The sequence below is a fragment of the Micromonospora sp. NPDC051006 genome (assembly GCF_044456245.1).
In the GTDB taxonomy this organism is placed as follows: domain Bacteria; phylum Actinomycetota; class Actinomycetes; order Mycobacteriales; family Micromonosporaceae; genus Micromonospora.
Genome location: NZ_JBITFP010000005.1, coordinates 337346 through 363888, shown reverse-complemented (window position 1 = coordinate 363888; position 26543 = coordinate 337346). Strand labels below are relative to the sequence as shown.

Sequence of the window (26543 nt, the reverse complement as noted above, 5' to 3'; positions counted from 1 at the left end):
CCAAACCAAAAGGCCCGACCAGTCCGGGGTATAAATCATAATTGGCACTGGCTTATCAAGCACCCTGTTGAGTTCTCAAAGAACAACCACACACCATCAGAAGAACCCCCACCAGGAGGCCCCCATCCGGGGCAATTCCGTTCACCATCCCCGCCGCTCCCGCGCCGGGCACTTTTACTACGTTACCCGCTGGTTTCTGCCGTGTCAAACCGCTGTGTTGCGGCTTGTCGCGCTTCGAACCTTTTGCGGGCACCGCGACTCGACCGGCTTTCGCCGCTCTCGTAACGGGGTCCGGCAGACCGGCCGCCGCGGTTTCCCGCGAACTCGCCCGGCGCCCTGCCGACTGTGAACCATACCCGGTCGGTTCCGCCTCACCAAATCCGCCTCGCGGCGAAGTTGGGGCACCACCCGGTACCGGGTTCTGAAGGGTTACAACCCATCCGACTCCGAGGTCATTCCCGGCAGCTGCCGGAGCCCTCGGCTTCCGATGGACGACAACACTTCTCGCCCGGCGGTCATTCCCGCGCTCCGGCCTGTCAGGACTTTCGCCCTGTTTCGTCCGTTCCGCGCTGGCAGAGAGAAAGTTACGCGCCCGGCGGATTGATCGTCAAATCCACCGGGCGCGTCCCGCGTCACACCGTCGACGTACGACTATTGCCGCAGCTCAACCCCGGCGAACGACCGCTTGCCGCGGCGCAGCACCAGGTACCGGTCGTGCAGCAGGTCGCTCGGAGAGACGGTCGCGTCGACCTCGGTCACCCGGTTGTTGTTCACGTACGCGCCGCCCTCGGCGATCACCCGCCGCGCCTCCTTCATGCTCGGCACCAGCCCGGAATCCCGGAGCAGACCGGCCACGTCGGGCAACTCGGTGAGCTGCACCAGCCCGGCCTCGGTGAGCGCGGCCCGCAACGTGGCCAGGCTCAGCTCGTCGAGCGAACCCCGGCCGAAGAGCGCCTGGCTCGCGGCCACCGCCTGGGCCATCTCCCGCTCACCGTGCACGAGAGTGGTCAGCTCCTCGGCGAGTGCCCGCTGCGCCAGCCGCGCCGCCGGGCGCTCCGCGGTCGCCTTCTCCAGCTCCTCCAGCTCCTCGCGGGAGCGGAAGCTGAAGTAGCGCAGGTAGCGGGCCACGTCCCGGTCATCGGCGTTGACCCAGAACTGGTAGAACGCGTACGGGCTGGTCATCTCCGGGTCGAGCCAGACCGCGCCGGTCTCGCTCTTGCCGAACTTGGTGCCGTCGGACTTGGTCACCAGCGGGGTGGTGAACGCCTGCACGGGCCCGGCCCCGCGGCGGCGGATGTAGTCAACGCCGGCGGTGATGTTGCCCCACTGGTCGGAGCCGCCGTACTGAAGTTGACAGCCGTGGCGTCGGTGCAGCTCGAAGAAGTCGTTGGCCTGCAGTAGCTGGTAGCTGAACTCGGTGTAGCTGATGCCCGTCTCCAGCCGGGCCTTGACCACCTCGCGGGCGAGCATCTTGTTGACCGGGAAATGCTTGCCCACGTCCCGGAGAAACTCGACCACCGACATCTCGCCGGTCCAGTCGAGGTTGTTGACCAGCTGGGCCGCGTTCTCCCCGGTGTACGAGACGAAGGGGGCGAGCTGGTCCCGGATGCGCTGGACCCAGCCGGCGATCACCTCGGGCGGGTTGAGGGTGCGCTCGGCGCTCTCCTTCGGGTCGCCGATCTGGCCGGTCGCCCCGCCGACCAGCAGCAGCGGGCGGTGCCCGGCCAACTGAAGTCGCCGGCCCATCACGACCTGCATGAGGTTGCCGACGTGCAGACTCGGCGCGGTCGGGTCGAAGCCCACATAGAAGGTGGCGCTTCCGCCGTCGAGCAGCTCGCGCAGCTCGTCGACGCCGGTCGAGTCCTGGATCAGGCCCCGCCAGAGCAGGTCATCGGTCAGGGAGTCCCGCCGGGACGGCGGGAGGCTGCTGTCGCTCACGGTCACCGATTCTCCCCCATCGCCGGCGCCGGACCGTACCGGGTTTCGCCGAACACCGCCGGATACGCTGGCCCTCTCATGATCGAGGAGGCGTTCGCCGTGGAAAAGCCGGACCTGACCGGAGGCTTTGTCGCCCTGCTGGGCCTGAAGTTCGACGAGGCGACCGCCGACCGGGTGGTCATCCGGTGGCAGGTCCGCCCGGAGCTGCACCAGCCGTTCGGCATCCAGCACGGCGGGGTCTACTGCTCGGTGGTGGAGACCGCGGCCAGCGTCGGCGCCTCGCTCTGGCTGGCCGATCGTGGCACGGTCGTCGGCGTGGCGAACCAGACCGACTTCCTGCGCGCCGTCCGGGAGGGCGAGCTCATCGCGGTCGGTACGCCGGTGCACCGCGGGCGCAGCCAGCAGCTCTGGCAGGTGGCGATCATCGACGGCGAGGACAGGCTCGTCGCCCGCGGCCAGGTCCGGCTGCAGAACCTCGCCCCCGCCGCCTGACCCACGCCACACCACGCCGGCGCCAGGCACGGCGGTGACGCCCGGCGGCTGACCGGTTTGCGGCAACTAAGGTGGTTGGCGCGGTTATCGTCGCGTCGATGACACCGCCCACCGCCGGTCCGACGTGAGGAAGCTCCTCGCCGCGACCCTCGGCGTCCTCTCCGCCGTCGGCGGCTTCGTGGACATCGGTGACCTGGTGGCGGCGAGCCAGGCCGGCGCCCGGTTCGGGATGAGCCATTCCTGGGTGCTGCTGGTCGGCGTGGTCGGCATCTGCGCGTACGCCGACATGGCCGGACGGATCGCGGCGGTGACCGGACGGGCGGTCTTCGACCTGGTCCGCGAGCGCCTCGGCGCACGGATCGCGCTGCTCAACCTGGTCGCGTCGTACCTGGTCACGGTGCTCACCCTGGCGGCGGAGCTGGGCGGCGTGGCGCTCGCGCTGCGGTTGGCCTCCGGGCTGCCGTACCTCGTCTGGGTGCCGATCGCCGGCTTCGTGGTCTGGCTGGTGCTCTGGCGCATGCGCTTCCCGTTGATGGAGCGGGTGTGGGGGCTCGCCGGGTTGGCCCTGGTCGTGTTCGCGGTCGCGCTGTTCGCGCTGCCCACCGACTGGGCCGGCCTGGCCCGCGGGGTGGTGGACCCGACCGAGGCCGGATACGGCTGGGCCGCCTACTGGTTCGTCGCGGTGGCGCTCTTCGCCTCCACGGTGAGCCCGTACGAGGTGGTCTTCTTCTCCTCGGGAGGCGTGGAGGAGCGGTGGAGCGAGGCCGACCTCGCCGACGCCCGCTCCAGCGTGCTGATCGGGTTCCCGGTGGGCGGGTTCCTCGCGTTGTCGCTGATCGCCACGGCGACGGTGGTCTTCCACCCGACCGGGGTGTCGGTGGACCGGCTCGACCAGGTGGCGGAGCCGGCGGTGCTGGCGTTCGGGGCGGTGGGCCTGGCCGTCGCGGCGCTGGCGTTCTTCGCGGTGACCTTCGGCGCCGCCCTGGAGACCGGGCTCTCCGCCGCGTACGCGGCTGCGCAGTACTTCGGCTGGCAGTGGGGCAAACGGGTCAGCCCCCGGGAGGCCGCCCGGTTCCACGCGGTGCTGCTGGTGAGCATCCTGCTCGGGGTGCTGGTGCTGCTCACCACGGTCGACCCGATCACGCTCACCGAGTACATGCTGATCATCAGCGCCGTCGCACTGCCGCTGACGTACCTGCCCATCCTGATCGTCGCGAACGACCGGACGTACCTCGGCGACCGGGTCAACGGACGCTTCATGAACCTGCTGGGGGCGGTGTTCCTGCTGCTCATCGTTGCCGCCTCGATCGCCGCGATCCCGCTGGCGATCACCACGAGGATGGGGCAGTGAGGTTCCAGCTGGGGCGGCAGCTGTTGGACCGCCAGCTCGTCGACGTCGACGGGCGGCTGGTCGGCAAGGTCGACGACATCGAGTTCGACCTGGACGACGACCAGGTCCCGTACGTGCGCACCCTGCTGGTGGGGCCGGGCGCGCTCGGGGAAAGGGTCGGCGGACGGCTGGGCCGGCTGCTGATCCTGGCGGCCGAGCGGCTCGTCACCGACCGGCCGGTGACCGCGCTGCGGATCCCGTTCCACCTGGTCACCCGGGTGGACAGCGCGGTGTGGCTGAGCGCCCGGGCGGACGAACTGCCCGAGTCGCCGGTGGAGGAGTGGCTGCGCCGGCACCTCATCGACCGCATCCCCGGATCGGGCCATGCGAGCGGGTGAGCTGCTCGGCCGGACGGCGTACGACCGGCACGGCCGGCGGCTCGGCCAGGTGGTGGACCTGGTGGTGCGGGGCGGGTTTCCCGACGGCCGGCTCCGGCTCACCGACGTGGTCGTCGGCGGCCACTGGTACGGCCGGGTCAGTGGCCGGTTCATCGGGCCCGAGCGGCATCCGTCCGGGCCGTGGGTGATCCGGCTGGTGGCGCGGCGGCTGGCCCGCAGCACCTGGCTGGTTCCGCTCGACCAGGTCCGGCTCGACCCGCCGGTGCCCGACTTCCCCACCGGCCCTCCGCCGGTGAGCTGATCGGCCGGATCACCGGGCTCCGATCAGCCGCGCGCCTGGTCGAGGGCCGGCTCGGCCTCGGTCTCGGGCTCGGGCTCGGCGTCGGCGGTAGGTTCGGGGCGGCGGCGCAGCCGGACCTCGGTGATGGCCCGGTGGTCGATCCGGGCGACCTCCAGTTGCCAACCGTCGACGGTGACGTCCTCCCCCGGCACGGTCGGGATGTGCCCGAGGCAGGCGAGCACCAGGCCGGCGATCGTGGTGTAGTCGCCGTCCGGCCGGCCCGGCAGCGTCACGCCGACGTCCGGGAGGTCGTGCACCGGGAAGGTGCCGGGCAGCCGCAGCGCCCCGTCGGGTTCGGTACGCACCGAACGCACGTCCCGGTCGGTCTCGTCGTAGATCTCGCCGACGATCTCCTCCAGGATGTCCTCGAGGGTGACGATGCCGTCGACAGCGCCACGCTCGTCGACCACCAGCGCGATGTGCTGGCGTTCGGCCTTGAACTGGCGCAGCGCGTCCACCACCGGCAGCGAGTCGGGCAGCAGCATCGGCGGCCGGGCGCACTCGTCGACCGGCCGGTCGTCCGGCACCCCGACCAGGTCCCGCAGGTGGATCACGCCGACCGCGTCGTCCAGCCCGCCGTGCCGGACCACCGGCGCACGGGAGTGCCCGGTGGCCGCCAGCACCAGCCGGGCCGCCTCCGCGGTCGTCCCGCTGTCCAGGCAGAAGACCTGCAACCGGGGCACCAGCACCGCGCGCAGCCGCCGGTCGGCGATCTCCACCGCACCGGCGATGATGGTCTGCTGCTCCTTGGTGAACCCGTGGTTGCCCGAGACGATGTCCCGCAGTTCGTCCGGGCTGATCTCGTCGCGCTGCGGGTGCGGGTCCAGCCCGACCAGGCGGACGACCATGTCACTGGTGGCGCCGAGGGCCCAGACCGCCGGTCGGGTGAGGCTGGCGAGCAGGTCCAGCGGGCGGGCGACCAGCAGCGCCCAGCGCTCGGCCGACTGCATGGCGATCCGCTTCGGGGCCAGCTCGCCGAAGACCAGGGTGACGAAGGTCAGCGCCAGGGTCACCACCACGATGGCGACCGGCTCGGCCGCGTCGCCGAGCCCGCCCAGCAGCGGCACCAGCGGCTTGGCCAGGGACACCGCGGCGGCGGCCGAGGCGAGGAAACCGGCCAGGGTGATACCGATCTGGATGGTGGCCAGGAACCGGTTCGGGTCGGTCGCCAGGCGGGCCAGCACCCGGCCGGCGCGGCTGGCGCGTTCCAGCCGCTGCACCTGGCTGTCCCGCAGCGAGACCAGCGCCATCTCACTGCCGGCGAAAGCGGCGTTGAGGACGACCAGGACTCCGACCAAGGCCAGTTGGCCCCAGTAGCTCTGCACGCCGGCTCTCTCCCTCACCCGAGACGCCGGACGGCGCCGGCGCCGCCGCCCGGAGGCCCCGGCCGGCGTACGCGCATCAGTGCCCAACTCCTCGGGGGGTGAACCCTCCGTCCACCGTCCGGGTGAGCCGACTATCAGGCCGGCGAGGCGACCGCCGGCTCCGGCAGGTCGAGCACGTACGCGTCGCCCTCGCGGTGGAAGCCGAGCCGGTGGTAGTACGGGGCGACCATGCCGGGCGGGCTGACCACCCGGCGGAAGCCCCGGTCGGTGAAGAGGCTGCTGCGCCGGTAGACGAACTCCCCCGGGGTGAAGTCGCGGAACCGCTTGGTGACGTAGTCCAGGTCGATCTGCGCGACGCCGCGCGCCTCAGCGTGCGCGAGCACCACACCGACCACCTCGTCGGCGCGGACAACCAGGAACGCGGAACGCTCATCGGCGGCTGGCCGCGGTTGCGCCGGCCACTCGAAGCCGGGGTTGAACCGGGCGATGTCGGCGGCGTGCACCTGCAGCGTGTGGGCCAGGAACTGGTCGTGGACGCCGACCTCGACCACCTGGTAGGTCGCCTCGTCGTGCCGGGTGGCGAGCATCTTCCGCAGGTACCAGACGTTGATCACGGCCAGCACGATGTTCAACCCGACCATGGGCCAGACCTGCACGGCGCCGTTGTAGCCGATCAGGATCAGACAACCGAGCAGGTTCAGGGCACGCAGCCGGAGGATGCGGGTCTGCAGCAGGGACCAGACCAGCACCACGGAGCCGACCCAGCCGACGAGTTCCAGCCAGTTCACCCCGCAAGGGTAGTCCCCGCCCTGGCCAGCCCGGCCGGTGCGCGCCGCCGGCCCGGCTCAGGCGGGCAGCTCCAGCACGTACTCCTGCACGTCGTGGCCGCGGCCGGCCGCGTAGGCGTGATCCTCCCCGCGGATGACGAAACCGCACTTGCGCAGCACGGCGAGCGAGCCGAGGTTGTCCTTGGCGGCCCGGGCGTGCAGCGGGCGCTGCGGCAGCTCGGCCAGCAGCGCGCCCAGCGCGCGGGTGGCGTAGCCCCGGCCCCACTGCCGCCGGTCGATCCAGTAGCTGACCTCGGTCCGCTCGCCGACCGGGAAGGCGAGCACGTAGCCGACCACCTGGCCGTCGACGGTGACCGTCCGGGACACCATCGCCGGATCGGTGCGGACGCGCTGCCAGTGGTCGGCGAACGCCTGCCGGTCGGCCGGGTCGTCGGGTGTGAACGCCGCCATCCGGATCGCCTCCGGGTCCAGCTGATTGCGGTAGAACTCCGGTAGGTCGTCGTCGCGCACGGGACGCAGGCGCAGGTCAGCGGTCACGGCCCGAGGATAGGCCGACCACCGACATCGGGCGTCGGACCCGCTACCGAAACCGGGCCAGCGCAGCAGGGGACGGGCGCGGCGCGGGACCGGGCCACCGCACCACGGAGGCGACGGGAGCGCTGAACCCGACACGGCGCGGAGCCCGCACGGCACGGAGGCCCGAACGGTACGGAGGCCCGCACGGTACGGACACGCACGGCACGGACGCCCGCACGGCGCGGAGGCCCACGGTACGGAGGCCCGCACGGTACGGACGCCCGCACGGCACGGACGCCCGCACGGCACGGACGCCCGCACGGTACGGACGCCCGCACGGCACGGACGCCCGCACGGTACGGCGGCCCGCACGGCGCGGGCGGCGGCCGGTTGATGCGGCGCGCCGGCCGTTGAACGGGCGGAGAATGGGCGGATGAGACGGATACGTAGCGGAGCATTCCGGCGGCCGACGCCGTTATCCGGACGCCGGGCCGTGGGCGCGACCTCGGTAGGCGCCCTCGCCGTGGGTGCCCGGGCCGTGGGGGCGGCCGCCCTCGGGTCGCTGGCGGTCTCGGCGCTGGCGGGCGGGGCCGCCGCGGTGGCGGTACTGGCAATCGGACGACTCACGATCCGCCGGGCGGTCATCCGGGACCTGCGCATCGGCCGCCTGGAGGTCGACGAGCTGGTCGTGCACCACCAACCCGCCCAACCGCCACCCACCCGCGGATAACCCCCCACCTCCCGCTAACCCCCACCTCCCGCGATCATGCAGTTGTGGTGCTTCACAGAACCGGCATATCTGGAGGCAACGGGCACCACAACTGCATGATCGACACGGGTGGGTGGGGAAATGGGGGTGGGTGGGGGCTGGTGGGTTGAGAATTGCCAGGTCTAGGTGTGGGAGGGCTGATGAACCGACCCGTCGTGGTGGGAGTGGACGGATCTCCGTCGAGTCTGGTGGCGGCCGAGCACGCCGCCTGGGCCGCCGCGCTGCGCTCGCTCCCCCTGCACCTGGTGCACGGCTACCTGCACCCGCTCGGCTCCGGCGTGCCGCTGAACCCGTACGACCTGGGGCTGCCGGAGCCGAGCGACGAGGGCCAGCAGATGCTGGAGCGGACCGCCGCCGAGCTGACCGGACGCTGGCCGGGCGTCACCGTGGAGTTCCGCCAGGTGGCCGGTGGGCCGGGCGCGAGCCTGGTCGAGGAGTCCGGGCGGGCGGAGCTGGTGGTGGTGGGCAGCCGGGGCCACGGCGGCTTCGCCGGGCTGCTGCTCGGCTCGGTCGGCGCCCAGGTCTCCGCGCACGCGCGCTGCCCGGTGCTGGTGGTACGCCCCGCCGAGGCGCCCGCCCCGGTCGAGGGAGCGGTGCTGGTCGGCGTGGACGGGTCCGAGCTCGCCGAGCTGGCCGTCCGGCAGGCCGCCGACGAGGCGGCGCGCCGGCAGGCGGAGCTGGTCCTGGTGCACATCCGGACGGACCGCGGCCACGCTGGCCCGGACGAGGTGCCGGCGGCGGCCGACCAGGCGCTCGTCGCGGCGGCGGCTGACGTGCAGAGCAGCCACCCGGGCCTGGCCGTGACGCAGCGGGTGTTGGACACCGCCGACGCGGCGGCGACGCTGATCGAGGCGAGCGGCGAGGCGGCCCTGGTGGTGGTCGGGTCGCGAGGCCGGGGCGGGTTCGCCGGGCTGTTGCTCGGCTCGGTGAGCCAGGCGCTGGTGCAGCACGCGCACTGCCCCGTGTTGATCGCCCACCCGCACGGCCACGCCCGCTGACCCGGTCACGCCCGCCGGCCCGGCAACGCCCGCTGACCCTCCTGCCGGCCCGGCCACGACGCCGACCCGGCAAGTCCCGCTGACCCACCCGCCGGCCCGACCACGCCCGCTAACCGCCCGCCCGGCCCGGCAACACCCGCTGAACCGCCCGCCGGCCCGGCGACGCCCCGCCGACTCGGCAACCCTCCGCCGACTCGGCAACGCCCCGCCGGGCCGGGCCAGCTGGCCCGGCCCGGCGATTGAGGCGGTCAGCGGTCGGAGCGGCCGAGCAGTTCCTCGAACGAGGTGGTGAGGGCGAACGGGTCGACCGGGCCTGCCGACGGCGGCCGGCGGTGCATCTCGTCGGCCAGTTCGACGGCGGCCCGGCTGATCCGGGCCCGCAGTGCGCCGTCGGCCGCGCCGCCGGACCAGTCCTCGGGCGCGGCGAAGACGGCGGTGGGCACCATCACCGCGCGCAGGTGGCTGAACATCGGCCGGACCGCGTGCTCCAGCGCGAGCGAGTGCCGGGCGGTGCCGCCGGTGGCGCCGGCCAGCACCGGCCGGCCGATCAGCGCGTCGGCCTCGACCAGGTCGAAGAAGGACTTGAACAGCCCGTTGTAGGAGGCGTTGAAGATCGGGGTGACCGCGATCAGCCCGTCCGCGCCGGTGACCGTGTCGAGCACCTCCCGCAGCGGGGCCGACGGGAAGCCGGTGAGCAGGTGGTTGACCACGTCGTGGGCGTGCTCGCGCAGGTCGACCGGGCGGAGCTCGACGGCGTCGCCCCGCCGGGCCAGCTCGTCGCGGGTGGCCGCGGCGAGCTGGTCGGCGAGCAGCCGGGTGGACGACGGCTGGCTGAGCCCGGCCGACACCACGGCGAGGATGCGCTGGGTCATCGGTTCACCTCGGGCGCCTTACCGGTCACGTCGTCGACGGCGTGGACGGTGCTGTCCTTGGCGCCGCCCGCCGCGGCGACCAGCGAGGCGTGGGTCGGCGCCGCCGGCACGTGCGCGGGACGCAGCGCGTCGAACTCCTTGCGCAGCACCGGCACGACCTCTTCGCCGAGCAGGTCGAGCTGCTCCAGCACGGTCTTGAGCGGCAAACCGGCGTGGTCCATCAGGAAGAGCTGGCGCTGGTAGTCGCCGACGTACTCGCGGAAGCCGAGAGTGCGGTCAATGACCTGCTGCGGACTGCCCACGGTCAGCGGGGTCTGCGAGGTGAACTCCTCCATCGACGGCCCGTGCCCGTAGACCGGGGCGTTGTCGAAGTACGGCCGGAACTCCCGGACCGCGTCCTGCGAGTTCCTGCGCATGAACACCTGGCCGCCGAGGCCGACGATGGCCTGGTCGGCGGAGCCGTGGCCGTAGTGCGCGAAGCGCTGCCGGTAGAGCTGGATCATCCGCTGGGTGTGCTCCTTGGGCCAGAAGATGTGGTTGGCGAAGAAGCCGTCACCGTAGTACGCGGCCTGCTCGGCGATCTCGGGGCTGCGGATCGAGCCGTGCCAGACGAACGGCGGGACGCCGTCGAGCGGCCGCGGGGTCGAGGTGAACGACTGCAACGGGGTGCGGAACCGGCCCTTCCAGTCCACCACGTCCTCCCGCCACAGCCGGTGCAGCAGGTCGTAGTTCTCGATGGCCAGCGGGATCCCGTTGCGGATGTCCTGGCCGAACCAGGGGTAGACCGGCCCGGTGTTGCCGCGGCCCATCATCAGGTCGACCCGGCCGTCGGCCAGGTGCTGCAGCATCGCGTAGTCCTCGGCGATCTTCACCGGGTCGTTGGTGGTGATCAGGGTGGTCGCTGTCGAGAGCAGCAGCCGGGACGTACGCGCGGCGATGTAGCCCAACATGGTGGTGGGCGACGAGGGTACGAACGGCGGGTTGTGGTGCTCGCCGGTGGCGAAGACGTCGAGGCCGACCTCCTCGGCCTTGAGCGCGATGGTGACCATCGCCTTGATCCGCTCATGCTCGGTCGGCTCCCGACCGGTGGTCGGGTCGACCGTGACGTCGCCGACGGTGAAGACTCCGAACTGCATGACCGCTCCTCGGGATGTTAGCCGGGGCCGTGGTGAACCCGGACGCATCCGAAAACATATTTGACGCGTCAAAAATTTCACCAGCAAGCACCTCAGGCATGGCAGCGGTCACAGCTTGCCTCAGGCGGGCGGCGACGGTGCGGGCCGGGTCAGCCGCCCGCGACCGAGGGCAGCACCTGGACCTCGGCGCCGTCGGGCACCGGGGCCTCGAGCCCGCCGGCGTGGCGACAGTCCTCCCCGTCGACGTAGACGTTGACGTAGCGGCGCAGTTCGCCGCGCTCGTCACGGATCCGGCGGGCCAGCCGTGGCCAGGACACGGCCAGCTCGTCGAGCACCCCTCGCAGCGAACCGGCGGCCGCAACGGTCAGCCGGCTGGCCCCACCCGCCTCGCCGCGTAGCGGGCCCGGCAGCAGCACGGTGACCACTCAGACCTCCGCGGCCCGGACGCAGAGCACGTCCGGCAGGTGCGCGGCGACCAGCGCCCATGACTCGCCCTCGTCGCGACTCGCGTAGACCTCGCCGGAGCGGGTGCCGAGGTAGACCCCGCCGGGCTCGGCGTCGTCGGCGCACATCGCGTCGCGCAGCACCGACGGATAGAAGGGCGCCTCGGGCAGGCCCGTGCTGAGCGGCTGCCAGCTCTGCCCGGCGTCGGCGGAGCGGTAGACCCGGCAGTGGTGCCCGACCGGCCAACGCTCGCTGTCGGCTGCCAGCGGAAAGGTGAAGACCGTGCCGGGCCGGCCGGGCAGCGACACGATCGGGAACCCGAAGTCGCTGGGCAGGCCCTCGGCGATCGACGCCCAGGTGTGCCCACCGTCGTCGGAGCGGTAGACCCCGTGGTGGTTCTGCGCGTAGAGCCGCTCCGGATCACCGGCGTCGCGGACGACCTTGTGCACGCACTGGCCGAACTCGGGCCACTCGTCGGGCAGGAAGTAGGCGCGGATGCCGGTGTTGCCGGGCGCCCAGGTCTGGCCGCCGTCGTCGGTGCGGTAGACGCCGCCGGTGGACATGGCGACCACGACCCGGTCGGCGTCGCCCGGGTGCGGCAGCACGGTGTGCACCGCCTGCCCGCCGAAGCCGGCGCCCCACTGCTCACGGTGCGGGTGGTCCCAGAGCCCTCGGACCAGCTGGTAGCTGACCCCGCCGTCGTCGGAACGGAACAGAGCCGACGGCTGGGTGCCGGCCCAGACGACGTCGGGTTGGTCCGGCCCGGCCGGGGTGAGCTGCCAGACCCGGTCGAGGCTCGCCCCGCTGTCGGCCGGAAAGGCGACCGGCGGCTGCGCCGGCTCCTGCCAGGAGGCGCCGAGGTCGTCGCTGGTGGCCACGCTCGGGCCGAAGTGCGAGCTGGTCATCCCGGCGAGCAGGCGGGGCGTGGGCCGCCGCTTGTCGATCGCGACCGCGTAGACGCCGGTCATCGGGAAGTGTGGGCCGCTGACCTGCCAGTTGCGCCGGTCGTCCGTGCTGGTGGCGAGGAAGAGCCCCTTGCCGGTGCCGATGGCGAGCAGGGTGGGCATGTGCCGTCCTCCGATCCTCGGGCGTCATGTCGGCGTGATTATGGCCACACCCACCGACAGAACGACAGCGCCCGCCCCGGCGGGCCGGAAATCCCCCGGCGATCGAGCGTCAGCGCCGGGTACGCGGCGTGTGTCGGCGGTAGGCGCTGACCGTCGGGTCGCCCTCGATCCAGAACCGCCATGGGACGTCGTGCGCCCCGGTCACCCCGACCCGAGGGCCGGCGGCCACCGCCGCCGGGGGCACCGGCGCGGTGCCCGGCCGCAGCTGGACCGGGCCGTCGCCGAGCAGGTAACGCCCGTACACCGTCCGGTCGATGCCCAGGGCCGCGCAGAGCCGGGCCGGTCCACGCGCGAGGTCCAGATCCCGGCGTACGGCGGTGCGCCGGGCCCGGGCCACGTCGAGGCCGTCGACCACTTCGCCGGCGCGCAGCAGCACCGCCGAGGCCTCCCCCTCCGGCCCGGTGACCACGTTCATGCACCAGTGCATGCCGTAGGTGAAGTAGACGTAGGCGTGCCCGGCCGGGCCGAACATCACCGTGTTCCGCGCGGTCCGGCCCCGGTGGGCGTGCGAGGCCGGATCGCCGGCGGTGCCGGCGTACGCCTCGACCTCGGTGATCCGCACCGTGACCTCGCCGGCGGAGAGCCGGCAGCCGAGCAGCCCTCGGGCGGCCGGCACCACCGGGCCGGCGAGCAGCGCCGCCAGCGCGGCGAGGCCGTCGGTGTCGGCGCGGCCCTGCGGGAGAGCGTCCATGCGCCGACGGTACCCAGCCGCCGTCGGGCCGCCCCGCACCGGGCGATTCTCGCGACCCCGTCAGGGGCGACCAGGTACGCCCACGGGGGCACCTGCCGGACAGGAACCGTTCATCCGTTCGCCATTCCGGGTCACGAAACCCGCGCGCCGCCGCGGGGGTGTAACCGCCGTCGCCGCAACACACGGCGGCGCGCCCCGGTGGCACCCGCCGCCGGCCGAAGCCACATCGAAAGGGACCGACCATGAAGGTTCGCCCGTTCCGCCTGCCCCTGATCGTCATCGGCCTGATCGCCGCCGGCGCGACCCTGGCCTACGCCCCCTCGGCCAGCGCCACCACCTCGTCGCAGCAGCGGGCCGTGGCCCTCTCCGACGGCGCCCCGCTGACCGCCGTCTCGCTCGGCGGCGCGGCGAAGATCGACGCCAACGGGGCGGCGATCCACGTGCCGATCACGCTGACCTGCTCGCAGCCCACCCAGGTCGACCTCACCGTGAAGGTCGCCCAGGCGATCGGCGACACGGTGCGCACCGGGACGACCACCCGGAAGGTCGCCTGCGACGGGACGACCCAGCGGATCCGCATCGCGGTGACCCCGGTCGACCGGCCGTACGCCCCGGGGGTGGCCTTCGGCACGGTCACCGGCAACTCCTGCGACGCGCTGTGCAACTCGCTCACCGACGAGCACCGGTTCGACCTCGCCCTCTGATCCGGGGGTAACTGGCGGCGCCTCGGATCTCCGGGGCGCCGCCGCTCCCTACCCGCTCCGGGCCGGCGTCACCGACCCGTTCGGCCAGTCGCGGGACGTAGGGTTTCGCCTCGCGGCGTTGCCTAGAGTGTTGCCATGGACGACCCGTACGACCTCGAGCGGTTCGTCGCCGCGCAGAACCACCACGGCACGTACGAGCAGGCCCTCGTCGAACTGCGCCGCGGAGCGAAGGTCAGGCACTGGATGTGGTTCGTGTTCCCGCAGATCGCCGGGCTCGGCGCGAGCCCGACCTCGCAGCGGTACGCCATCGGGTCGCTCGACGAGGCCAGAGCGTATCTGCGGCACGAGGTGCTCGGCGCGCGGCTGCGCGAGTGCACATCGGTGGTGGCGGAGACGTCCGGGCGCAGCGCGGAGGACATCTTCGGCCGCACCGACGCGATGAAGCTCCGGTCCTGCATGACGCTTTTCCGGCACGCCGCGCCTGACGAGACCCTGTTCCAGAGGGTGTTGGACAAGTACTTCGACGGAATGCCGGACCCCGCCTCGGAACAGCGCCTGTGAGCGCGACGACTGCCCGCAGAGCCGTCAGGTGGTCAGGCGATCTCGATGAAGTCGATCTCGGCCCAGCGGTTGAGGTGGGTGAGCCGCAGGGTGTTGAAGCCGGCGTTCAGCGTGACGTCGGCGCGGACCTGTCGCCAGTTCTCCCAGCCGGCGTCCGGGTAGGTGACCACCTGGGACGCCCCGCCGTTCACGGTCAGGGTGTGCCGGGCCTCGCCGTAACCCGCGGCGTACGAGATGTGGGCCGTGTAGCTGCCGGCCCGTGGCGCGAAGACGGTGACGTCGACCCAGCTGTCGGCGTGGTCGAGGTAGGCCACCACCTGCCCCTGTGAGGCGCTCGCGGTGTTCCGGGCCGCACAGTTGTGCAGCGCCCCGCGTTCGGCCTCGTAGCGGACCCGGCTGCCCCGCACGACCGGGTACTCACCGGCCCAGCCGAGCGCGGCCACGTACATGCCACGGGCGGTGTAGTTGTTGATCCAGCCGTGGAAGACGAGGTGGTCGCCGCCGGCCTCGCGGACCACGTCGGCCCCGCCGGGGCCGCGTACCGCGCCGTCGAGGGTGGCGGTGGTCAGCAGCGAACGGTAGGCCTTCGTGTACGGCCCCGTGAGCGCGGTCGAGGTCGCGTAGCTGGTCTGGTAGTTGTCTCCGCCGTATCCGCCGACGGAGTAGAAGAGCACGTAGCGAGCCCCGACCCGGGTGAGCACCGGCGCCTCGATGACGCCGGCCTCCTCCGGCCGGTCGTTGCGCAGCAGCTCCACCCGGGCGCCCTGCAGCGTCGCGCCGTCGGCGGCCACCCGTTGCAGCCACAGGCTGGTCGGCTGGCCGATGGCGTTGCCGTCGTCCTTGTAGAGCAGGTAGCGCTGCCCGTCGCCGTCGGTGAAGCTGGACGCGTCGATGTCGCCGCCCTCGGCGCCGTTGCATATCAGCGGCCCGGTGCCGACGGCGACGAACGGGCCCAGCGGCGAGCTGGCCACCGCCGCGCCGATGCACTGCCGGCCGACGGCCCGGCTCCGGGCGGTGTAGTAGAGCAGGTACCGGCCGTCAGCGCGTGCGGACACGTCCGGGGCCCAGGTCAGGCCGCCGCTGGCCCAGGCGCCGAGGCTGGGCAGCGCGTCCGCTCGCCGGGTCCACGGCCCGGTCAGCGAGGTTGCGGTGGCGACCGGCACGTTCCCGAAGCCGTTGTTGGTGGAGTATGCGTAGTAGGTGCCGCCCACCTTGATGACGTCGGGGTCGGGGAAGTCGCTGGCGATGACCGCCGCCGGGGGCGTGGTCACGGCGGAGGCGTGCTCCGTGCCGATGACGAACGGACCGATGACGAGTGCGGCAACCAGGATCGCGAGACCTCGACGCATGACGAAGTCTAACCCGATCCATCGACGTATAGGAATGCGTGTTGCGGGCGCCACCTCATGGGCAAACTCAAATATTCCTCAACTTCTACCCGCATCGCGCTGCCACGAATCGCGACCGGCCTACGGTCAGTCCACTTCGACCGGGACCCGCGACACCCCCTGTCGCACGACTTGGGAGCATCATGGCACCTACTCCGCCGACGGATGCCGAACTGAACGTTCTGATCCGCGCCCGGCTCGCCGCACTCGGCATCGACCTCGACCAACTTCCGCCCGGGACCAGCCCCGACCCCGAGACCGGCTCGCCCGGCCGGGACTCCGTGCTCGCCTCGCTGCGCTCCTTCGTGCGGGGCACCGTGGCGACGCTCGCCGCATACCAGCCGCCCGCTCCCGACGGCACCGATCCCGATACCGCCAAGGCGCTGTCGCAGCAGCACGCCCCGATCCTCTACCCCTCCAACAGCACGGAATGGCGGAAGGCATGACGTCCGAACCACTCGATCGTACGGTCGACCGCCGGGCGTTCCTGGCCCGCGCCGCGGCGCTGGCCACCGTCTCAGCCGTCGGCGTCAACGTCGGACTGCCCTCGGTCGCGCTGGCGGGCAACGGCCTGCCCACCAGTGCCAAGCCGGGAGCGGCGAGACGGCCACTGGACCAGCCGAACGCCTACACCGAGCCTCGGCCGGAGGCACTCGCCGATCCGTCCGAGCTGACCATCGCCGAGGCGGCCTGGCTCATCCGCGCGGGCAAACTCACCCCCGAGCACCTGGTCGAGGCGTACCTGGCTCGAATCTCCCGCTACGACGGCATCTACCAGGCGTTCAACCGGGTGCTCGCCGACGCGGCCCTTGCGGGCGCGCGAGATGTCGGGCGCAGGCCCCGACACGGTGTGCTGCACGGCATCCCGCTGGCCATCAAGGACAACTACTACACCGAGGGGGTCCCCACCACGGCGAACTCCTTCCTGTTCAAGGACTTCGTGCCGCCGTACGACGCGACCGCGGTGGCCCGGTTGAAGGCGACTGGCGCGATCGTGCTCGGCAAGACTCAGATGGGCCCGTTGGCGACCACCCGTGCCACCACACCGGCCGGCGTGATCACCACGGTGAACGCCTGGACGCCGACCGACCGCGGCGCCGACCCGGGCGGGTCGTCCACCGGCACCGCCACCGCGGTTGCCGGCCGGATGGCCACCTCTGGCATCGGTACGCAGACCGGTGGCTCGATCACCGCCCCGTCCAACGCGCAGAACCTCACGGGCCTCAAGCCGACCATGGGCCGGGTCTCGGTGGCCGGCATCATTCCGCTCACCTACACGCGCGACCATCCGGGCCCGTTGGCCCGGGACGCCAAGGACGCCGCGATCATGCTGACCGCGATGGCAGGCGAGGACCCCATGGACCCGCGCAGCCAGGGCCTGCCAGACGTACCCAACCTGATCGATGCGGCCAGCCCGGTCTACCAGGGACGCCGCGTCAAGCTGCGCTGGAAGACCCGGATCGGGGTGCTGCCGGGCTTCGTCAACGGCACGTCGGCCACCGCGCTGGCCCGTGCGGCCTATCTGGCACAGCTCGCCGCGATCCCTGGCGTCACCCTGGTGGACGTGCCGCTGCCGGACGACTGGAGCCAGCTGACCGGTGGCACCTTCAACAACGTCCGGCTGCCTGAGCGGGCCGAGCCGTTCATGCCGTACCTGCGCACCGACCTGCGCGGTTTCGGGGTGTCGGTGACCAGCTGGCTGCAGGGCGCGCTGATGGGTGGCAACGAGTTCATCACCGGTCAGCGGGCCAAGCTGCTGCTGATGGACCGGGTGCTCAACGACCTCTTCGACGCCTGCGACGTGGTGGTGCAGACCGACCCGGTGCCCTTCGACATCCTGGGCCTGCCGGAGATCGCCTTCCCGATCGGGTCCACCGCTGCCGGGCTGCCGATCGGCACCATCCTGGGCGGTCTCCCGTACGCCGAGGACCGGCTGTTGTCGGTGGTGGCCGCCTACCAGGCGGTGACGGACTGGCATCTGCGGCGGCCGGCCGATCCGCCCACCGCAGCGGGCGCACGGGGCGCGGCTCCCGCCGAAGCGCTGCGCCTGACGGCTGAGGAGGTCGCCGAGCTCAGCCAGTGACGTGCGACGGGCGGGCAGCCGATGCCCGCCCGTTCGTCACGGCCCGGTCCGGTCCGGCACCTTTTCTCGACGCTGCCGAGTCTCAAGATTTCCTCAATTGCCACCGTGGGCGTTCCAAGACATCGATCGAAGCCTGTTGAATCGTGCCATCCGAGTTGGCGCGGCCGCCCCTGCCGGAACCTTTTCCGTCGTACACGTACTGCGAAGGGGTGTCAGGTGAAACGAAGACTGTCTCGGACCGCGGTATCGGTCGCATGCGCGCTGGCTCTGGTCGGTTCGCCGGTGTTGACGTCGGCGACCACCGCCACCGCCTCGAACCGCGTGCCGAAGCCGGAGTCGGTGATCGGCTGGGCGCCGTGTACCGACTACAAGCTGGCCACCTACGAGCAGATCGCGGACTACTACCGGAAGCTCGACAAGGCCAGCGACCGGATGAAACTGGTCGAGATCGGCAAGACCAGCGAGGGACGGCCGCAGCTGATGGCCATCGTCTCGTCGGAGAAGAACCTCAAGGATGCGAACCTCAAGCGCTACCGGGAAACCTCGGTACGCCTCTCGCAGGGCGACGCGCTCTCCGAGTCCCAGGCGCGCGACCTCGCGAAGGACGGCAAGGCCATCGCCTGGGTCGACTTCGGCATCCACTCCACCGAGGTGGCCGGGCACCAGACCGCTCCGCAGTTCGCGTACGACCTGGTGACCAGCGAGACGTCCGAGGCGCGAGAGATCCGGGACAACCTCATCACCCTGCTGGTGCCGAACGTGAACCCGGACGGCGGAACGAAGGTCGCCGAGTGGTACCGGCAGAACCTGGGCGGGCCCTACCAGGACGCCGGCTATCCCGAGCTGTACCAGAAGTACGCCGGACACGACAACAACCGTGACTGGTACATGTTCAACCTGCAGGAGACGCAGAACGTCGGGCGCCAACTGTTCCACGAGTGGATCCCGCAGGTCATGCACAACGTCCACCAGACCGCGGTCTTCCCGGCCCGGATCAGCATCCCGCCCTACGAGGACCCGCTGAACCCCAACATCCACCCCCAGGTGGTCCGGGGCGTCAACATCGTCGGCGACGCGATGGGGCAGCGGCTGGAACGCGAGGGCAAGGGCGGTGCGCTGGCCCGCCAGTCGTACGACATCTGGTGGAACGGCGGCGCCCGGACCGCGCCGTACTACCACAACCAGATCGGCATCCTCACCGAGACCGCGCACGCCTCGGCGACGCCGAGGGTCTACGACCCCGCGACCTTCCCGAAGACCTTCGCGGACGGCACCTCGACCAGCCAGCCCTCGGTCTTCTACCCCAGCCCGTGGAAGGGCGGCGAGTGGCACCTTTCGCAGAGCTGCGACTACATCAAGACGGCCTCGTGGGCGATGCTGCGCGTGGCCAGCGACGACCGCGAGGCCCTGCTCTACGGGGCGGCGCAGATGGCCCGGGACGGGGCGCGTAACGGCGCCTCGACCACCTACGTGATCCCGGCGGATCAGGCGGACTTCCCGACCGCCACGAAGCTCGTGGACAAGCTGCGCTGGAACAACATCCGGGTCGAACGCGCGGTGAAGCCGTTCACGGTGGGCGACCGCAGGTACCCGGCCGGCAGCTATCTCGTCCGGGAGGCGCAGCCGTACCGGGCGGCGGTGCTGGATCTGCTCAACCCGCAGGTCTACCCGGATCGGCGGCTCTACCCCGGCGGCCCGCTCGAGCCGCCGTACGACATCACCGGATACACGCTCTCGTTCCAGATGGGCGTCACCGTCAACAAGCTCGACCAGGCCGTGCGGGCCGAGACCGTCGCGGTCGACTGGCCGACGGTGCCGACCGGCACGGTGGCCGGTGCGCCGAAGTACGCGTACGCCCTCGACCCCCGCGTCAACGACAGCTCGGCCGCCGTGAACGCCCTGCTCGCGGCGGCGGACAAGGTCCTCCAGAGCAGCGCCGAGGTGACCACCCGCAGTGGCAAGCTGCCGGCTGGCACGTTCCTGGTCACGCCGCGTCCGGGCACCGACGCGCGAGTGACGGGGCTCGCCACGCGGTTCGGGCTCAGCATCGCCGCGGTGGACGCGAAGCCGGCGAAGGTGACCGAACTCGTCGCGCCTCGGATCGGGCTGTACGACGGCTTCAACAACTACGACGAGGGCTGGACCCGGCTGATCCTGGACCAGTTCGGCTTCCGGTACGAGAAGCTGACGAACGGGTCGGTCCGGACCGGTGACCTGCGGGCGAGGTTCGACACCATCGTGCTGCCCGACGCCACCTACACCTCGATGCGCAACGGCCGGGCGGCCGGCTCGCTGCCGCCGGAGTACACCGGCGGAATGACCGACGCGGGCGTGGCCAACCTGAAGGCGTTCGTCGAGGCGGGCGGCACGGTGGTCACCCTGAACAAGGCCGCCCAACTGCCGATCAAGGCGTTCGGCGTGCCGGTCAAGGACGTCACCGAAGGGGTGCCGGAGACCTCCTACAACATCCCGGGTTCGGTGCTGAACCTCGACGTCGACGCCAGTGACCCGGTCGCCGCCGGGTTCGGCGCGAACGCGTCGGCGTTCGTCGCGAACGGCCCGGCGTTCGAGGTCAACGAGGACGCCGAGGGTGTCACGGTGGCGGCCACCTGGCCGAAGAGCAACCTGCTGAAGAGCGGCTTCCTCCTCGGTGAGGACGTCATCGGCGGCAAGGCGGCCGTGGTGACCGCGAAGGTCGGCGACGGGCAGGTGGTGATGATCGGCTTCAAGCCGCAGCACCGGGCTCAGTCGCACGGCACCTACCGGCTGCTGTTCAACGCGATGTACCTCGGCGGTCAGCGCTGACCTGAGGTCGGTCGTGGTGGCCGAGCGCGCCTTTGCGCTCGGCCACCACGCGCGCAGGATGAATCTCAGAGCACCCGCCCGGTGGCTGACCGAGGCGCAGGACATCCGACATCGGTGTGCTCCTCACCTCGCTCGACCCGGCGGCGAACGTGTCAGCAACAGGCCGCAGGCGGTTCACGCCCAGCACGACCGCATCGACTCGGTGCCGGCCGTCCGAGTACGTTACCGGCGAGTCGATCTGGCGATGGTGGACGGCGGGGAGGCCGCATGGCCGGGAAACACCGTTCGTGGTGGGGCTGGGGGCACGTCGAGGACGCGGTGACCGGCGCGGAGGCCACGGCGTTGGCGGACCGGGTGCGTACCCTGCTGCCCGAGGTCGACCTGACCGAGCACGTCGCGCCGCCGGTGGCCGAACTGGGCCTGCGCCCGCCGCGGGTCGATCCGCCGGCGTCGCTCGCCCGGCTGTGCTCGACGGACCCGGCCGACCGGGCGGCGCACACCCACGGCAAGGCGTTCCGGGACGTCGTCCGCAACCTGCACGGGGAGGTCCACGACCCGCCGGACGTGGTGGTCCGGCCGGTGACCGAGCAGGACGTCGTCGACGTGCTGGACTGGTGCGCGGGCCGGGACATCGCCGTGATCCCCTACGGCGGCGGCTCGTCAGTGGTCGGCGGCGTGGAGCCACGGCTCGACGACGCGTATCCCGCGGCGGTCAGTCTCGACCTCGGACGCCTCGACCGGGTGCTGGAGGTCGACCCGACCAGCCGGGCGGCCCGCATCCAGGCCGGCGTGTTCGGCTCGGCGCTGGAGGACCAGCTCCGGCGGCACGACCTGACACTGCGGCACTACCCGCAGTCGTTCGAGTTCTCCACTTTGGGCGGCTGGTTGGCCACCCGCGCCGGCGGTCACTACGCCACCGTCCTGACCCACATCGACGACCTCGTGGAGTCGATGCGGGTCGTCACCCCGGCAGGCGTCAGCCAGTCGCGCCGGCTGCCCGGCTCCGGCGCCGGGCCGTCCCCGGACCGGCTGTTCCTCGGCTCGGAGGGCGTGCTCGGCGTCATCACCGAGGCGTGGATGCGCCTGCAGGAGCGGCCACGCTGGCGAGCGGGCGCCTCGGTGCACTTCACCGACTACGACGAGGCGGTCAGCGCCACCCGGGCCATCGCCCAGTCCGGTCTGCACCCGAGCAACTGCCGCCTGCTCGACCCGGCGGAGGCGATGCTCAACGCCGGCGCCGCCACCACCGGCGGCGTGCTGGTCCTGGGATTCGAGTCCGCGGACCATCCGGTCGCGCCGTGGCTGGACCGTGCCGTCGAGCTGTGCCGCGACCACGGAGGGACCCTGCCGGAGCCGCGCCGCAGCGACAACCCCGGCCCGGGGCAGCGGACCGTCGCCGACGCGTGGCGGTCGGCGTTCCTGCGGATGCCGTACCAACGCGACGCGCTCGCCGCCCGGTCGATGATCGTGGAGACGTTCGAGACCGCCTGCACCTGGGACCGATTCCCCGCCCTGCGAGCGGCCGTTCTCGACGCGGCCGGCGACGCGCTCCGCGCCGTCGCCGCGACCGGTGTGGTCACCTGCCGCTTCACGCACGTCTACCCGGATGGCCCCGCCCCCTACTTCGGCGTCTACGCCACCGGGCGCTGGGGCGCGACCCTCGACCAGTGGGACCAGATCAAGCAGGCCGTCTCCGACGCGCTGCTCGCCGCCGGCGGCACGATCACGCACCACCACGCCGTCGGCCGCGACCACCGACCGTGGTACGACCGGCAGCGTCCGGACCCGGTCGCGCTCGCACTGCGCGCCGCCAAGAGCACGCTCGACCCGTCCTGGATCCTCAACCCCGGCGTCCTCGTCGATCGCTGACGCCTTCGGAATTCGCCGTACGGCCTAGGGTGGGCGGCATGGGAAGCCCCGCCCCCTCCCCCGACGGTCCGACGGCCGAAAATCCGCTGACCCTGCTCACGCTCGACGAACTTCGGCAGCGCACCAGCGTGAAGTGGCGCATGCACCCGCCCGACGTGCTCCCCCTCTGGGTCGCGGAAATGGACGTACCCCTCGCTCCCCCCGTGGCCGACGCGCTTCGCCGCGCGATCGACCTCGGTGACACCGGTTACCCGCACGGGACGGCGTACGCCGAGGCGCTCGGCGACTTCGCCGCCCGGCGCTGGGACTGGCACGACTTCCGCGTCGGCCACACCGCGGTCGTACCCGACGTGATGATGGGTATCGTCGAGGTGCTGCGGCTCGTGACCGACCCGGCGGACGCGGTGGTGGTCTGCTCCCCCGTCTACCAGCCCTTCTACGCCTTCGTCAGCCACGCCGGCCGGCAGGTGATCGAGGCCCCGCTCGGCGCCGACCTGCGCATGGACCCCGCCGCTCTCGACGAGGCCTTCCGCCAGGCCCGGGCCTGCGGCCGTCGGCCGGCGTTCCTGATGTGCAATCCGCACAACCCGACCGGCGTCGTCCATCGCCGGGACGAGCTCGAGGACGTTGCGGAACTGGCCGCCCGGCACGGCGTGCGGGTGATCTCCGACGAGATCCACGCGCCCCTGGTGCTCCCCGGGACGCACTTCACCCCGTACCTCACGGTGGCCGGCGCGGAGAACGCGTTCGCCCTGATCTCGGCCTCGAAGGCGTGGAACCTCGCCGGCCTCAAGGCGGCGCTGGTGGTCGCCGGGCCGCGGGCCGCCGCGGACCTCGACCGGATGCCGGAAGAGGTCGGCCACGGACCCAGCCACCTCGGCGTCATCGCGCACACCGCCGCCTTCCGTGCCGGCGGTCCGTGGCTCGATCTCCTCCTCGACGGCCTCGACGCCAACCGCACGCTCCTGGCGACGCTGCTCGCCAAGCACCTCCCGTCCGTGGGGTACCACCGCCCTGAGGGCACCTACCTGGCCTGGTTGGACTGCACGGCGCTCGGCGTCGCGACCGCGCAGCCGGCCGGCGAACCCGGCGCGGCCAGCGATCTCGCGGGGCCGGCGCAGATGTTCCTCGACCGCGCGCGGGTCGCCCTCAGCTCCGGACACGTCTTCGGCACCGGCGGAGCCGGCTTCGTGCGACTCAACTTCGCCACCTCACCCGCGATCCTCACCGAAGCCGTCACCCGCATGGGCCAGGCACTCGACACGCACCCCCCGTCGGCCGGCTGAATCCCCAGCTGATCGGACGAGCCGCGCCGCGGTGGATGTCCTCGCGCATCAGCCAGCCGCCCCGAGGCAACCTTCCGGGGCGCGGCTGCGTGGTAGGGGCGTGACGGACCAAACCAAGCCACTCTCGGCGGCGGACGAGTCGTACGTGGCATTCGTTGAAGTGGCCTGGCAGCGCCACATCCGGCTGGCCATGCTGCTGACCGGCGACCGGTGGCGGGCCGAGGAGCTGCTCCAGGACAGCCTCGTCAAGGTGTACGAGCGGTGGCGACGACTGTCGCGGCTCGACGACCTGCACGCCTACCTGCGCCGCGCGCTGGTCAACAACCACACGTCCAGTTGGCGGCGTCGGCGGCGGGAGAGTCTCGTCGCGGACGTCCCCGACCGGGCCGCTCCGGCAGGTGACCTCGGCCCCGACGCCGTCGTCGTGCGCCGCGCGCTGATGTCGCTGCCGGCGAAGCAGCGCGCGGTCGTGGTGCTGCGCCACTACGAGGACCTGACCGAGCGCGAGGTCGCTCGGGTGCTCGGCTGCTCGGTGGGCACGGTCAAGAGCCAGAACGCACGCGCGCTGGACAAGCTCCGCCACCTTCTCGATGAACCCTCCTACACGCTAAGCAGGTGACACGTCATGAACACCCTTGATGAGCAACTCGCTCACCGGCTGCACGACATCGTCGACGGTGAGCCGGACTCCGTACCCCCGACGGGCGCACTGCTCGAACGCGGCCGGCGGGCCCGGCGGCGCCGGACCACCACGATGGTCAGCGCGACCTGCGCGCTGCTGGCGCTGGGTGCCGCCACGGCGGCGACCGTCGTGACGATGCCGAACCCCGGCCGTCCCGGCGTCAGCGCCGAGGGATCGCCGCCGGCCCGGCCGGCCTCGCCGGCGATGGAGCTGGTCTCGGCCGTCACCGCCAGCGAGAACATCAGCTACCGGATCCGGCTGACCAACTCCGGGCCGGGCGGGCTGCGGTACGAGGGGGCCTTCGACCCGACGACCGCCACCGGGTACGTCCGGGTGGCCCTGGACGACTCGATCATGACCGAGCTGCTGATCGGCGGCACCCGGTACGAGGGCGGCGAACGACCGCACGGCCCACTACCGAGCGACAAGGGCCCGGGCGAGACGTACGGCCGGTACGGCCAGTACCCCGGCACGTACGACCGACTGTCCCTCTACGCCGACGGGAGCAACGTCCTCGGGGCCGCGGCGCCCGACCCGGCAGCGCTGTTCGAAGCACTGAAGAGCGCGAACGCGACCATCACCGAGAACCCGGACGGCACGCTGCACTTCGAGTACGTGACCTCGGCCGAGAAGGGTTCGACCAACACCCGCGGTGACGTCACGCTCGACGGCGACGGCCGGATCGCGAAGGTGGCGATCACCGGCACCTGGCAGACGACCGCGAAGGGCCGGCTCGACAAGGGCACGTTCGCCTCCACGCTCGAACTGTTCGACTACGGCGTCGAGGTGAAGGTGAAGCGCCCGACCGACGTGGTCATGGTCAAGTAGGTCTACCGGGGACGAGAGCTGCCCTAGTCGCCCCATTCCATCGATGAGCTGCCCGCGGCTGGACAGGCCGCGGGCAACTCCTTCTCTTGACGTGTCCCAACTGGCTCTCGCCGGACTGCGCTCACGAGGCTCGGGATGACATCAACAGATGTTGTCCGGCCATTCCCGATGCGGCATGATCGCTTGGCTTGTTCGTCACCAGAGCTACGGGGGCTAAGAGGATGTTGAGGAAGCAGGACGAGGAGAAGAGCATCGGCCGCCGACGGTTGCTTCGCCGCGCGGGCGCGGTCGCGGCCGGGATGGCCGGCGCGGGCGTCGCGGGCGCCGCCAGCGCCACTCCGGCACAGGCCGCCGCGGGCGATCCGGTGATCCAGGGTGTGGACAACGTCGTCGAGACCGCCACCACCCTACGGAACACCGGTGTTCGGGCGGCCTTACGACTGGCGAACGACAAGACCTACGGGCCCAATCCAGATGGAAGGGTTTCCGCCGAGCCCGCATTGCAGATCAGGCCGAGCGGGACGACCATCTCCGACCTCGCCGAGGCCGGCTCGATCAGCATGGCCATCGACGGCAACATCTGGGTCGTCACCAAGGGCAATGGCAGCACCCTCAACGAATCGCACATCATCCACACGAGCGCCAACAGCAACCGGATCGTGCCGCTGGTGCCGCAGCGGGTACTCGACACCCGGTACGCCAGCTCTCGAGGGCTGGTCCGCGAGCCTGGCTACCTGGACTCCAGCGGCCGGCTGCTCGCCGGCCGGTCGATCAGCCTCCGGCTCACCGATCACCTGTACTACGCGGACGCGGTCTTCGGGACAGTGACCGTGGTGCAGCCGACTCTCGCCGGCTTCGCCCAGGTCTACCCGTTTGGAATTTCCCGGCCCACCGACTTCTCATCGATCAACTTCGCGCCCAACCAGATCCTCTCCAACGCGTTCGTTTGCGGAGTCGGTAGTGACAATGACAGCAGCCACTACGCCACCGACCTGATCAACGTCTACTCCAGCGTGACCGCGCACGTCATCGTCGACATCACCGCGGCCGTCGTCAGCGCCGGCCGGGTCAACCCCCGGTCCGCGATGCCGGTCCGCGGCATCGACCGCCGCGGAAAGGCCACGTGGGAGAAATGACGCTCGGCGTACCGCCGATCCCCTGACCCTCGGCTGG

General features: G+C 71.7%; 26 protein-coding genes. 16 read left to right on the top strand and 10 right to left on the bottom strand.

Annotation, left to right across the window (positions count from 1 at the left end; genetic code table 11):
* Positions 1 to 651: 651 nt before the first annotated feature.
* Positions 652 to 1938, bottom strand: a complete 1287-nt coding sequence (tyrS, locus tag ACIBBA_RS12380; protein WP_396696485.1) for a tyrosine--tRNA ligase — start codon at positions 1936 to 1938, stop codon at positions 652 to 654.
* A gap of 78 nt (positions 1939 to 2016) precedes the next feature.
* On the opposite strand from tyrS, the gene ACIBBA_RS12375 reads away from it, so the two are divergent.
* From ACIBBA_RS12375 to ACIBBA_RS12360, 4 genes are all read left to right on the top strand, one after another.
* Positions 2017 to 2430, top strand: coding sequence for a PaaI family thioesterase (locus ACIBBA_RS12375; RefSeq protein WP_396696483.1), 414 nt, complete (start codon positions 2017 to 2019; stop codon positions 2428 to 2430).
* 124 nt (positions 2431 to 2554) lie between these two features.
* Positions 2555 to 3781 (top strand): NRAMP family divalent metal transporter, encoded by a 1227-nt coding sequence (locus tag ACIBBA_RS12370; protein WP_396696481.1) that lies wholly within the window; start codon positions 2555 to 2557, stop codon positions 3779 to 3781.
* Positions 3778 to 4158, top strand: coding sequence for a PRC-barrel domain-containing protein (locus ACIBBA_RS12365; RefSeq protein WP_396696479.1), 381 nt, complete (start codon positions 3778 to 3780; stop codon positions 4156 to 4158). The genes ACIBBA_RS12370 and ACIBBA_RS12365 overlap by 4 nt, the downstream gene beginning before the upstream one ends.
* Complete coding sequence (locus ACIBBA_RS12360) at positions 4145 to 4459, top strand: PRC-barrel domain containing protein (protein WP_396696477.1); 315 nt, start codon at positions 4145 to 4147, stop codon at positions 4457 to 4459. The genes ACIBBA_RS12365 and ACIBBA_RS12360 overlap by 14 nt, the downstream gene beginning before the upstream one ends.
* A gap of 23 nt (positions 4460 to 4482) precedes the next feature.
* Here ACIBBA_RS12360 and ACIBBA_RS12355 read toward each other — a convergent pair whose 3' ends face one another.
* The 3 genes from ACIBBA_RS12355 to ACIBBA_RS12345 all read right to left on the bottom strand — a co-directional run bounded on the left by ACIBBA_RS12355 (position 4483) and on the right by ACIBBA_RS12345 (position 7148).
* Positions 4483 to 5823 (bottom strand): hemolysin family protein, encoded by a 1341-nt coding sequence (locus tag ACIBBA_RS12355; RefSeq protein WP_396696475.1) that lies wholly within the window; start codon positions 5821 to 5823, stop codon positions 4483 to 4485.
* 134 nt (positions 5824 to 5957) lie between these two features.
* Positions 5958 to 6611: a hypothetical protein gene (locus tag ACIBBA_RS12350; RefSeq protein WP_396696473.1), complete on the bottom strand. Its 654-nt coding sequence runs from the start codon at positions 6609 to 6611 to the stop codon at positions 5958 to 5960.
* 57 nt (positions 6612 to 6668) lie between these two features.
* Positions 6669 to 7148 carry a GNAT family N-acetyltransferase gene (locus ACIBBA_RS12345; protein ID WP_396696471.1) on the bottom strand — a complete coding sequence of 160 codons (480 nt, stop codon included), beginning with the start codon at positions 7146 to 7148 and terminating at the stop codon, positions 6669 to 6671.
* 502 nt (positions 7149 to 7650) lie between these two features.
* Between ACIBBA_RS12345 and ACIBBA_RS12340 the strand changes: the two genes are divergently transcribed.
* Both ACIBBA_RS12340 and ACIBBA_RS12335 read left to right on the top strand, forming a co-directional pair.
* On the top strand, positions 7651 to 7857 hold the full coding sequence (locus ACIBBA_RS12340) for a hypothetical protein (protein ID WP_396696470.1): 207 nt from the start codon (positions 7651 to 7653) through the stop codon (positions 7855 to 7857).
* Between the two features lie 179 nt (positions 7858 to 8036).
* On the top strand, positions 8037 to 8894 hold the full coding sequence (locus ACIBBA_RS12335; protein WP_396696468.1) for a universal stress protein: 858 nt from the start codon (positions 8037 to 8039) through the stop codon (positions 8892 to 8894).
* A gap of 248 nt (positions 8895 to 9142) precedes the next feature.
* On the opposite strand, the gene ACIBBA_RS12330 is transcribed toward ACIBBA_RS12335, so the two are convergent.
* The 5 genes from ACIBBA_RS12330 to ACIBBA_RS12310 all read right to left on the bottom strand — a co-directional run bounded on the left by ACIBBA_RS12330 (position 9143) and on the right by ACIBBA_RS12310 (position 13164).
* Positions 9143 to 9766, bottom strand: a complete 624-nt coding sequence (locus tag ACIBBA_RS12330; RefSeq protein ID WP_396696466.1) for an FMN reductase — start codon at positions 9764 to 9766, stop codon at positions 9143 to 9145.
* The gene (locus tag ACIBBA_RS12325; RefSeq protein ID WP_350875858.1) at positions 9763 to 10902 is read right to left on the bottom strand and encodes an LLM class flavin-dependent oxidoreductase; all 1140 of its coding nucleotides are present in this window, start codon (positions 10900 to 10902) and stop codon (positions 9763 to 9765) included. Before ACIBBA_RS12325 ends, ACIBBA_RS12330 begins: the two co-directional genes overlap by 4 nt.
* Before the next feature lie 149 nt (positions 10903 to 11051).
* A complete protein-coding gene (locus tag ACIBBA_RS12320) occupies positions 11052 to 11327 on the bottom strand; it encodes a MoaD/ThiS family protein (protein WP_396696464.1) in 276 nt (91 codons plus the stop codon).
* Positions 11328 to 12413: a WD40/YVTN/BNR-like repeat-containing protein gene (locus ACIBBA_RS12315; RefSeq protein WP_396696462.1), complete on the bottom strand. Its 1086-nt coding sequence runs from the start codon at positions 12411 to 12413 to the stop codon at positions 11328 to 11330.
* A 109-nt stretch (positions 12414 to 12522) separates the two neighbouring features.
* On the bottom strand, positions 12523 to 13164 hold the full coding sequence (locus ACIBBA_RS12310) for a DNA-3-methyladenine glycosylase (RefSeq protein WP_396696460.1): 642 nt from the start codon (positions 13162 to 13164) through the stop codon (positions 12523 to 12525).
* Between the two features lie 242 nt (positions 13165 to 13406).
* Here ACIBBA_RS12310 and ACIBBA_RS12305 point away from each other — a divergent pair, with 242 nt between their 5' ends.
* Together ACIBBA_RS12305 and ACIBBA_RS12300 are read left to right on the top strand one after the other, a co-directional pair.
* A complete protein-coding gene (locus tag ACIBBA_RS12305; RefSeq protein ID WP_396696458.1) occupies positions 13407 to 13868 on the top strand; it encodes a hypothetical protein in 462 nt (153 codons plus the stop codon).
* A 135-nt stretch (positions 13869 to 14003) separates the two neighbouring features.
* Entirely contained in the window at positions 14004 to 14429 is a 426-nt protein-coding gene (locus ACIBBA_RS12300) for a DUF1810 domain-containing protein (protein WP_396696456.1), read from the top strand.
* Positions 14430 to 14461: 32 nt separating this feature from the next.
* Here ACIBBA_RS12300 and ACIBBA_RS12295 read toward each other — a convergent pair whose 3' ends face one another.
* Positions 14462 to 15778 carry a family 43 glycosylhydrolase gene (locus ACIBBA_RS12295; RefSeq protein WP_396696454.1) on the bottom strand — a complete coding sequence of 439 codons (1317 nt, stop codon included), beginning with the start codon at positions 15776 to 15778 and terminating at the stop codon, positions 14462 to 14464.
* A gap of 182 nt (positions 15779 to 15960) precedes the next feature.
* Between ACIBBA_RS12295 and ACIBBA_RS12290 the strand changes: the two genes are divergently transcribed.
* From ACIBBA_RS12290 to ACIBBA_RS12255, 8 genes are all read left to right on the top strand, one after another.
* A complete protein-coding gene (locus tag ACIBBA_RS12290; RefSeq protein WP_396696452.1) occupies positions 15961 to 16263 on the top strand; it encodes a hypothetical protein in 303 nt (100 codons plus the stop codon).
* On the top strand, positions 16260 to 17900 hold the full coding sequence (locus ACIBBA_RS12285; RefSeq protein WP_396696450.1) for an amidase: 1641 nt from the start codon (positions 16260 to 16262) through the stop codon (positions 17898 to 17900). The genes ACIBBA_RS12290 and ACIBBA_RS12285 overlap by 4 nt, the downstream gene beginning before the upstream one ends.
* A gap of 282 nt (positions 17901 to 18182) precedes the next feature.
* On the top strand, positions 18183 to 20705 hold the full coding sequence (locus ACIBBA_RS12280) for a M14 family zinc carboxypeptidase (RefSeq protein ID WP_396696448.1): 2523 nt from the start codon (positions 18183 to 18185) through the stop codon (positions 20703 to 20705).
* 267 nt (positions 20706 to 20972) lie between these two features.
* On the top strand, positions 20973 to 22574 hold the full coding sequence (locus ACIBBA_RS12275) for an FAD-binding oxidoreductase (protein ID WP_396696446.1): 1602 nt from the start codon (positions 20973 to 20975) through the stop codon (positions 22572 to 22574).
* Between the two features lie 38 nt (positions 22575 to 22612).
* Positions 22613 to 23860: a MalY/PatB family protein gene (locus ACIBBA_RS12270; protein WP_396696444.1), complete on the top strand. Its 1248-nt coding sequence runs from the start codon at positions 22613 to 22615 to the stop codon at positions 23858 to 23860.
* Positions 23861 to 23960: 100 nt separating this feature from the next.
* Positions 23961 to 24479: a SigE family RNA polymerase sigma factor gene (locus ACIBBA_RS12265; RefSeq protein WP_396696442.1), complete on the top strand. Its 519-nt coding sequence runs from the start codon at positions 23961 to 23963 to the stop codon at positions 24477 to 24479.
* 6 nt (positions 24480 to 24485) lie between these two features.
* The gene (locus tag ACIBBA_RS12260; protein ID WP_396696440.1) at positions 24486 to 25370 is read left to right on the top strand and encodes a hypothetical protein; all 885 of its coding nucleotides are present in this window, start codon (positions 24486 to 24488) and stop codon (positions 25368 to 25370) included.
* Positions 25371 to 25591: 221 nt separating this feature from the next.
* On the top strand, positions 25592 to 26506 hold the full coding sequence (locus ACIBBA_RS12255) for a hypothetical protein (RefSeq protein ID WP_396696438.1): 915 nt from the start codon (positions 25592 to 25594) through the stop codon (positions 26504 to 26506).
* The last annotated feature ends 37 nt before the right edge of the window (positions 26507 to 26543 follow it).